Annotated in this window: 8 protein-coding genes; 3 read left to right on the top strand and 5 right to left on the bottom strand. The window is 26.0% G+C overall.

Going from position 1 to position 9675, the window contains the following annotated elements:
- Positions 1–164 precede the first annotated feature (164 nt).
- The 3 genes from PF569_00835 to PF569_00825 are packed head-to-tail and all read left to right on the top strand — an operon-like array spanning position 165 to position 2181.
- Entirely contained in the window at positions 165–548 is a 384-nt protein-coding gene (locus PF569_00835; protein MDA3854772.1) for a desulfoferrodoxin, read from the top strand.
- A 53-nt stretch (positions 549–601) separates the two neighbouring features.
- The gene (locus PF569_00830) at positions 602–1609 is read left to right on the top strand and encodes a hypothetical protein (GenBank protein MDA3854771.1); all 1008 of its coding nucleotides are present in this window, start codon (positions 602–604) and stop codon (positions 1607–1609) included.
- The gene (locus PF569_00825) at positions 1606–2181 is read left to right on the top strand and encodes an L-threonylcarbamoyladenylate synthase (protein ID MDA3854770.1); all 576 of its coding nucleotides are present in this window, start codon (positions 1606–1608) and stop codon (positions 2179–2181) included. Before PF569_00830 ends, PF569_00825 begins: the two co-directional genes overlap by 4 nt.
- A gap of 17 nt (positions 2182–2198) precedes the next feature.
- Here the strand turns inward: PF569_00825 and PF569_00820 are convergent, their stop codons facing one another.
- The 5 genes from PF569_00820 to PF569_00800 form a co-directional block, all read right to left on the bottom strand.
- The gene (locus PF569_00820; protein MDA3854769.1) at positions 2199–2906 is read right to left on the bottom strand and encodes a hypothetical protein; all 708 of its coding nucleotides are present in this window, start codon (positions 2904–2906) and stop codon (positions 2199–2201) included.
- Between the two features lie 61 nt (positions 2907–2967).
- Positions 2968–6081, bottom strand: coding sequence for a hypothetical protein (locus PF569_00815; protein ID MDA3854768.1), 3114 nt, complete (start codon positions 6079–6081; stop codon positions 2968–2970).
- Between the two features lie 94 nt (positions 6082–6175).
- Entirely contained in the window at positions 6176–7996 is a 1821-nt protein-coding gene (locus PF569_00810) for a hypothetical protein (GenBank protein ID MDA3854767.1), read from the bottom strand.
- A 43-nt stretch (positions 7997–8039) separates the two neighbouring features.
- Positions 8040–8600: a DNA-3-methyladenine glycosylase I gene (locus PF569_00805; protein MDA3854766.1), complete on the bottom strand. Its 561-nt coding sequence runs from the start codon at positions 8598–8600 to the stop codon at positions 8040–8042.
- A gap of 22 nt (positions 8601–8622) precedes the next feature.
- Positions 8623–9675: ATP-binding protein (locus PF569_00800; GenBank protein MDA3854765.1), on the bottom strand; the 1053-nt coding region annotated here is incomplete at its 5' end.

Here is a 9675-nt window from a genome sequence, read left to right as displayed (position 1 = left end):
ATCTTATTTAATTCTTGACGAAAAGAATTCTCGTGAGGAATTATTTGTTTTTGTACAAGTTTACGAATCATAATAATTAAAGAAATTTGAACTTTATAAATCTACTTCGGATAAAGCCTTATTTCAAGTAGTTTTATAAATTGCTAATTTTAGAATTAGATACGATGACAAAATTAAATGAAGTCTATAAATGTAATGTGTGTGGAAATATAGTTGAAGTACTACATGAAGGTGCAGGAGCTCTTGTTTGTTGCGCTCAGAATATGGTTTTGAAGACCGAGAATACTCAAGATGCTGCAACAGAAAAACATATCCCTGTTGTTAATAGGAATGGCGAGAGTGTTGAAGTTGTAGTTGGGGAAGTTCTACACCCAATGCAAGATATCCATTATATTGAATTCATACAAGTCTTTACAGATAAGAATACTTATACTGCTTTTTTAAAGCCTGATGATGAACCTAAAGCTACATTTTGTATTCCTGAAGATGAAGAGATTTTAAATGTAAGAGAGTATTGTAATTTACATGGACTTTGGTCTAAAAAATAATTCAGTATTATTAAAACAATAAATTTATTAATTAATTCTTTTATTTATTTACTATGAGTTTTATTTTATCTTTTTTAAGCGGGATTATTGCTGCTTTTACGCCTTGCATTATCATTTTGTTTCCAATATTATTGTATAGGTTTTCTACTCAAAAAGATGGAATTACTAAAGATTTTTTACTTTTTATTTCAAGTTTTATTTTATCGTATTTAATCTTTGGATATTTACTTAGCTCACTTTTTAGTTCCCCGATTCAAAATGGTTTAAAATTTGGACTTGGTCTTTTATTTATTATTTTAGGAGTTTTAGGAATATTTAATAAATTAAATCCACTGAATTTTCCACTTATTAAAAATCCAATTTTGTTGGGAGTAGCTTTTTCTTTAATTGTTTCTACTAATCCTTGTACTATGCCTTACCTTAGCATAATTATTGCAAATAGCAGTCAAATTAGTCTTTTTACAAATTTATTATTTTTTGCTCTAGGAATTCTAGCTCCTTCAATTTTGTTTACAATTTTCGGGAAAAAAATGATTAATATTACCAATAAAACAAAAAAAATTGGATATAAAGTGAATAAAATTATGCATTATATTTTAATTATTTCAGGTGGATATTTGATTTTTTCTATTAGACAAATTGAAATTTATGATGTTTATATTATTAGTTTATTTCTAGGTTTCATATTTATTATTCTACTTAAGGCATTTTTTGTTTTACATGAAAAAAAAGATATATTCAAATTAAAAAATATTTTAATTCTTACAGCCCTTGGAATTATCTTATTCGGGGCATTTTCTAATTGTAATATTTATATTCAAAATAATAATAATATTGAAGATATTTTTGGTATTGAAACAAATCAACATAGTTGTAGCTCAGATATTGAAAATTGTGAAGTTTGTCAAAAATGTATTTATAATTTTTCTATTGCAACAATTCTGGGAACAATAGGTATATTTTTATACTCAAAAATTGGATTAGCATTTTTGGCATCTGTGAAAAACAATATGAAAAATAAATATTTGCGTTTAACCAGATTTATGAGAAAAGATAAATGAAAATTATTTCTAAGAGAGAATTTTTAGCAAAAAAAAGATTTTATGTCGAAGAGATTATTCGAGGAAAAATAATTATTTATCCTACTGATACAATTTATGGAATTGGTTGCTCTGCTAAGATAGGTTCTTCAATTAATAAGATTAGAGAAATTAAGAAAAGAGACTCAAAACCTTTTTCAATTATTGCTCCATCAAGAAGTTGGATTTTAGAAAATTTGAAAATAAATATTCTGAAAATAAAATATTTGAAAAAATTACCTGGACCTTTTACATTTATACTTGATTTGAAAAATGATGATTGTGTATCAAAAGATGAGCTTATTGGTGAGAGTAAAAGTATAGGCATAAGAATCCCTAAATGTTGGTTTTCAAGCATCATATTGAAATCTGGAGTCCCATTTGTTACAACTTCAGTTAATTTATCTGGAGAAAAATATATTACTAAAATATCTGAAATTAAAAAAGAAATTTTAAAGGATGTTGATTATATTATTGATTGTGGTAAGATTAATACTAAACCTAGTACTATTATTAATTTAGTTAATGATAAAATTGAAATTATTAAGAGATAAAAAAAAGTTTGATAAAATTATTTTTTATGATATTTTTGAACTTCTTTTCTAACTTCTTTAATTAAGATTATTATTAATATTACATTAATTAGTATCCAAAAAATTAATGAACCTGATACTCCAGGAAGAGTAATTGGTAGATATGAATACTCGAAATTTAAAATGTCAGGCGTTTCTTCATTTATTTCCCAACTTGCTTTGTTTGATTCAATAATTGTTGAATTATCTTTATAGCTTAGCGCTGTATAATGATAGCTTTCAGGTATTTCTAAATTTATTACTCCTGATTTAATTGGAATTCGAGTATTTTCTTTTAATGGAATTTGTAATTTTTTGAAAAATATTCCTTTCGGATTAAGTGATAATTTGTAATATAAGTCTAGTTTGTATTCAAATCCTGGAAGTAGAGGTGTAAATATTTTAGTTTGAATTATTGAAAATTCATTAGTTTCAATAATATTAGAATTGATTTCTTGATCATATCTGTCTTTTATAGTATATTCTAATACTTCAACATCATTACTTGTTAGAATTTTGAAATCTACTTGACCTGGAATTATTGCAACATCATGAACATTTCTTAGAAAAATTTCTTTATGAACTTCAAGAGTATCATCACTATTTAATATAATGTCTGTATTATATGTAGAAAATACTTCTACTTCAGAGTATGCACTGCTAGATAGCATTACACAAAATAGCAAAAAAAGCCATAACTTTTTCATCATATTATTTTTGAGCGATAAGAGTATATAAATTTTATGTATAATTTGCTCAAAATTCATTTTATCTAAACCCAGTCAAGAATAAATCCTCAAAATTATAAACTCCATTTCCTGAAACATTAAACAATAAAGACCAAGAATTATCTTCATCATGAACACCCAAATAAGCATCAAATACTGAACTAGTAGGACTTATAGCAGTAATATTAAATTTGTATAATGTCCCATTATAAAACTGATTAGAACTAATTTCAGAAGTATTAATTGTTGTATACCACAGAGAACTAGAATAAACAAAATTAGAAACTAGACTATATTCATTAGGGATAAAAGTATAAACTAATAAATCCTTATTCTTAGGAGTTAGAGCTGAATCAAGATTTCTCAAAATAAGATTAATATTATAATTATTATCAAAACTACGAGTAATATTTTTATACATACCAAGATTCAATGAATCAGTAGTTGTATTATCCTTGATAGTAAAATTTCTATGAAGATAAATAAAATCAACATACCAATTAGTAAATTTACTACCATCTTCAGAAAGCCTTAAGTTTAAAGAATTATAATCATCTAAATATATTGCATATGAACTTATTTCGCAACTATAAATAGAGTTTGAATCAAATCCAGGGAGAATGCAAATACTTTGATACAAACCTGAAGTATCATTTAACCATTGTAATTCTCTATTTGCAGTTCCTATTGTAGAATATTCAATAAATATTGTTACATTATCTGAATCATAATTTGGAGGAATAATTTCAGGAAAAGAAAAATCAATTGAATCAATCCCATTAAGCCCTCCAACGTTGTATGTATTTCCATCACTAGAATCTATAATTGAGGTATTTATTGAGGATTGGTTTGGAGTAAATATAATATTTTGAATTGCATATGCATTATATGAAGGATCCAAACTCTCATTAAAATTAAAAATATATAATCCAGTATCAATAAATAAACTATCTACAAATGTCCAATTATATAAAAATTCTCCATTTATATCAGTATTAATTATATCATATTTTTCATGCATTACACCTTCTGGATCAGTATATGAGAAATCTATAACTCCAGATTTAACCCAATCTAATCCAATAAAATTAATTACATCTCCAAGATTCACATAGTATGAGACTCCATTCAGAGATGGATTTCTTCTTGTCACATTAAAATAAAGTGTATCATTTTTAAAAGAGTTATTTGTCTGTATTGCAAAAAGAGAATAACTACCTAAAGGGAAATAATCTCCTAGAGTGTAAAGATAATTAAATGAATTATTAACAGGAGTTTGATTTGGTAAATTTATTACAGTATTATTACTTAGAGTCAACTGAAGACTCACAGTAGAAGAATCATCCCAAACCTGAGACCCCGATATTAAAACACTTTCTCCTTGGAAATATGAATCCTTATCAATATCTAAAGGATTTGTTGAGTAATTATAAGATACTCTATATACTAAAGTGTCAACATAAACATCATATACTCCATTCCTTTTTGCACGAGTTCCATCCCATAACACCTCTATGGCTGCCGTTGACGAAGTTGAAAAAAAATCATTACAATCCCAATATTCTCCTATAGGAAGAGAATTAGTTACATCTAATATTCTATTTGAAGTCGGTTCTAAAAAATCCTGTGTAAAACCAACATTTGTCCAACCATTACCATCTGCATCTATAGAAATTAATTCAGTTCCCTTAGTATCAACACCTATCCACCAAACTTTATATAAAACTTCTACCTTACTTATATTCTCACATTTACTCTGCGAAGTGTCTTGAAAATACATTTGAACACCACCATCTAAATCTCTTGTCATAGCATGAGATTCAATAAAAGTATCATCACAAAAAGTATATTCTCCGGATGTTCCTGCAGGACATAGTGTTGAACCCGAATATGATGTATCATCACAATTTGTAAGAGACCATCCTGAACCAATATCTTGACATAGTCCATTTGATGGTGCAATGATATAATCATTAACCTGAACAAATAAAGGATCATATGGTTCTAAATCTATTGTATATATTCTTCCGGGAATAGTGTCTAGAATTTTCTTAAATGAACCAAAACAAGTCTGAGTCTCAAAATTATACAAAGTACATTTCAAAAGTGAAGTCCCTGTTGCCTCAAAAGTTATAGAATAAGATTCTACTTCAGAATTAAACTTAGGATTTATTGCAAACGCATCAGAAATTGTATTCAACAAATTAATTTTTTCCTTTGGAACTTTTTCATAACCTATAGATACTTGACTAAGATTAGCTTTTGGAACTTTAATCCCTTTTAATGTAGAATTAGAAAAATCCAAATTTAATTCATACAATTCATTAAAAGATAATATCGAAAAATTTAATTCATCAACAAACACATCCTCCTTTTTAATTGAAATGTCTGCAAAAATATTAGAATTATCATTATCATACAAATAAAAATTAGAAAGATTATTAAAACCATAAATCTCTAAGATATCTTTAAATTTTAATTCTTTCTCAAGGTATTTAACTTCTATAACTTCTTGTAAATCTCCTTGAATTGAATAGACATTAATATAATAATCATCAATAACAATTGGTGAAATAATATCAAAATCAAAATCGCATTTATTCAAACAAGTCAACTCAAACTCTGATTTTAATTCAGGATAACTTTTAGGAAAAATTTCAAAAAAATAATCAAATTTAGTATTGGAATTTGATTCAATAGAACCATTTAATTTCAACTCACCATTTTTAACATAATAAATATCATCAATTATAAGTTTTGATTCAGGTTTTTCTAAGTCAATTTTAAAATTTAATATTTTTTCATAATATTTGTTATTATATTTTGTTCTAATTATTATTTTATAGTTTCCAAAAAATACTTTACTGATTTGAATGTTTCTTTCACAATAAGAAGAACAAGAAAAACTATTTGAACCCACAACTAAATTTTCAGAATCATATAAAATCTCAATATCATAATCCAAATTTTTATCTATTAATGTTTCAATATTTAAATTAACATAATATTCATAGTCACCAATATCGAATACATCAATTATTTCTGAATCAAAAATATTATTGGAAGGATTATAATTTACAGAATTAATAGTACTAAAAAAAATTAATGTTGTAATTAAAACTAAAATTAATTTCTTTAGGAAATTTAGATTCATCTAATAATAATTAGAATTAAATCCTTTATAAAAATTATCTATATAATACAGAGATAAAAATTTAATAATAAGAATAATAATAAAATAAAAAGAATTATAGGAATAATACTAATGCTCCAACAATTACTGCAAGACCACTAAGCACATATTCTAAGTTTGCTGAAAGAGATTCATAGCTACTCTCAACAATTAAGGCAAGAGTTGAACCATAGCCTTCTACATTTAGAGGATCGACTCCTGTTAGGAATAAGTCATCAAAATTATACTCACCAATACCTGTTACATTAAATGTTACAGACCATGAATTGTTAATATGAACAGAACCACCATATAAATCTAAAGATGAATTATAAGGGTTTGTTTCTGGAACAATACCATATTGGAACATTGTACCTGTATAATCAGGATCACTTAATGTTTCATTAGCATCAGTTGTTGTATACCATGAAGATGTTTGATAAACAAAGCCACTTGTTAAATTGAATGTGTCAGGTAAAAAATTATATACTTGTACTACTTGATCTGTAGGTGTAGGAGATGTTCCTAGATTCACAACTTGAATATAAATATTGTATGTGTCATCACTTAATCTTGTAATATTTTTATTAATTTGTAACCAATAACCTGTTGCAAGATAAATTTCTTTAATGTAGATTTGATTTTCTCCATAAGAAACTGTTCTGTTAATGATTTGAATTCCATCATTAATGATATTGTTTTCTATATCCATCCAAACTACAGGAGATGAAGAGAAAGTATAATTAAAGTACCATTCTGAACCTGTATTGTTCCAAGGCAATATTGTATTATTTAATAAAACATTTGGATTATAAATTTTTAATAAATCTGTTCCTGTAACAGTATCATTATCTCTAAATCCTGGATTTGTAAAACCAGTACCTGTTCCATCTCTTACACTAACCCATAAAGATACTTCAGTTAAATTTACACTAATATTTGTTGGATTAATTACTTCAGAAGAGATTCTCCATGTAGCATTATCTCCTGTTAAAGTATTGTTTAAAAATTTCTCAAAGTTCAAAGCAAGATTTAAAACACTTGAAACACTATCAAGATTAACTCTTGAGAATGTAAAATTTGCTTCATAACTCATTGTTGAATTTATGAATGCATAATCACTTGCAACTGATACAGCAGGAGTTTTTACATCATAACTAATATCTGTTGCATTAGTTGAATTAAAACAACTACCAGCCCATAAGTTCCAATTGATTGTTCTATTATCAGCCGTGAATGTAGCATTACCAGCATCAGTTCCAGTCATTGTAGTATCATCATAAGTGAAATTCATTAGAACACCACTATTATTTGCAGTCATTGCGTTTTGAGCAATGTTAATATTGAAGATACAACTATTTGGATATGAAACTCCGTTTAAATTATTTACTACATTATCACTAACAGTTAGAGGGAGTCCTCCAAAGATTCTACTATCTGAGTATGAAGTTGTGAAATTCATAGGAGGAACAACATTTGAAACATTTACATAATAACTAAATGTAGCATTATCACCAGGTCCTAAATCTGGAACTAATAGCATCATGTAATCAGATACTAAATTGAATTCAGCAACATAACCTAATTTACCATCAGAATTTACAACATTGTAAATATCAGCAATTGTTGTAATATTTAATAAAACATCAGAAATAGCTTCAGATGGATGTGTGTTTGTTACAATTATCGAACCATTAATTGCGTATAATGATTGATTTTCTCCGGAATCAAAATATAGACCTCCGCCACTTTGAGAAGGGTTGTATAACACTTCTTCATACGCATACTCGTTAAATGTTACATCAATAACATTAGGTGCAGCATATACTAAACTTACACTAAAAAGTATAGTCATAAAGATAGTAATTCTTTTTATTAACTCTCTTGCAAGAACCATATGACTTTTTCGCACGAAATGTAGATATAAAATCATGTCTTAACTAATAAGGAGTATTATATTTAAAACATGTTGTTACATGGTCGTTCACAATCCCTATTGCTTGAAGGTATGCATAAATAATTGTTGAGCCTAGAAAATTAAATCCTCTTTTTTTCAAATCTTTGCTTATTTGGTTTGATAGGGGCGTTGTTGCTGGTATTTGCACGATACTTTCCCAAGAATTTTTTATTATTTTATTGTTTGTAAATCTCCAAATATAATTATTAAATGACCCAAATTCTTCTTGAATTTTTATGAATGCTTTTGCATTTTTTATTGCAGAATTTATCTTTAATTTGTTTCTGATTATCCCTTCATTTTGCATTAATTCATCTACCTTATTTTCGTTATAATTTGCTATCTTTTTGTAATCAAAATTATCAAATTCTTTTCTATAATTTTCTCTTTTTTTAAGAATTGTTATCCAAGATAGTCCTGCTTGAGCACCTTCTAAAATTAAAAATTCAAATAGAACATTATCATCATGAACTGGAACTCCCCATTCTTCATCATGGTATTTTTCATATAGTTCGTTTCCTTTACACCAATCACATCGTTTCATTTTTGAATTATTGATCGCCTTTTTAATTCTCCAAAAGCCATTTCCAAATAGGTTTTATTACTATTTTTATATTATCTTGTTCAAATGTTTCTTCTTCATCTTCAGTTAAAATTAATCCTTCTTTTAGAGTGTAAGTATTACAAGCATCTAAAAGACCTTCTATTTCCCGCTTTTTAGTATCTGGATCTGATAAGGATTTAGTTACTTGAATTGCTTTTACTATATCTAACCTTTCCTTTATTACAAAATCACACTCTTTCTTATTTTTATGATAATAAATTTCTTTATTTCTTCTTTTTAATTCTATAAATACTAAGTTTTCTAAAAGTCTTCCTTTATCTTCTGAAAATTTAAATCCCATTGTATTTACAAATCCAGTATCTATACTATATACTTTTCTTTGAGAAGAGTGTTGCTTTTTTAATGAATAATCAAATTTGTAGAGAAAATGAATCACATTAATATCTTCTAAATAAGAATTATATTCAACAATAGTCTCACGACTGACTCTCAATTCATCTTTTATAGAATTGTAATAAGAATTTATTGAAAATTCTTTTGAAATATTACTAAATAAAAACTTTAATAATGATTTTATCAAAATAATATTTCGTATATTGTATCTTTCAATTAAATCTTTATATACTGTCAAATCTAAATAAGATTGTAGAACTTCAAATTTTAATTCCTCAGATAAAATTTCGGGAAATCCTCCAAATTCTAAATACTCTTCAAAATACTTTTTTATTTTAAATATTTGTTTTGAATATAGATAATTTTTTTCTAACTCTAATTCTTTAAATCTTAAAAATTCTACAAAAGATAAAGGATAAATGTTAAAACTCAATGTTCTTCCCCTAAGCGATGTAGCTATCTCTTTTGAAAGCAATCTAGAAGAAGAACCAGTCAAATAAATTTTAAAATTTTGATTATCATACAATCTTCTAACAAAAAGTTCCCAATTAGTTATATTTTGAATTTCATCAAAAAATATATAAATTGTTTTATCTAAATTTTCTTCAAATAATTCAAAATAACTTTGAATTATCAAATCAAACTCTTCTAATTTTAAATT

The sequence above is a fragment of the Candidatus Woesearchaeota archaeon genome (assembly GCA_027858315.1).
In the GTDB taxonomy this organism is placed as follows: domain Archaea; phylum Nanobdellota; class Nanobdellia; order Woesearchaeales; family UBA583; genus UBA583.
This window is presented reverse-complemented; position numbering and strand designations above follow the sequence as displayed.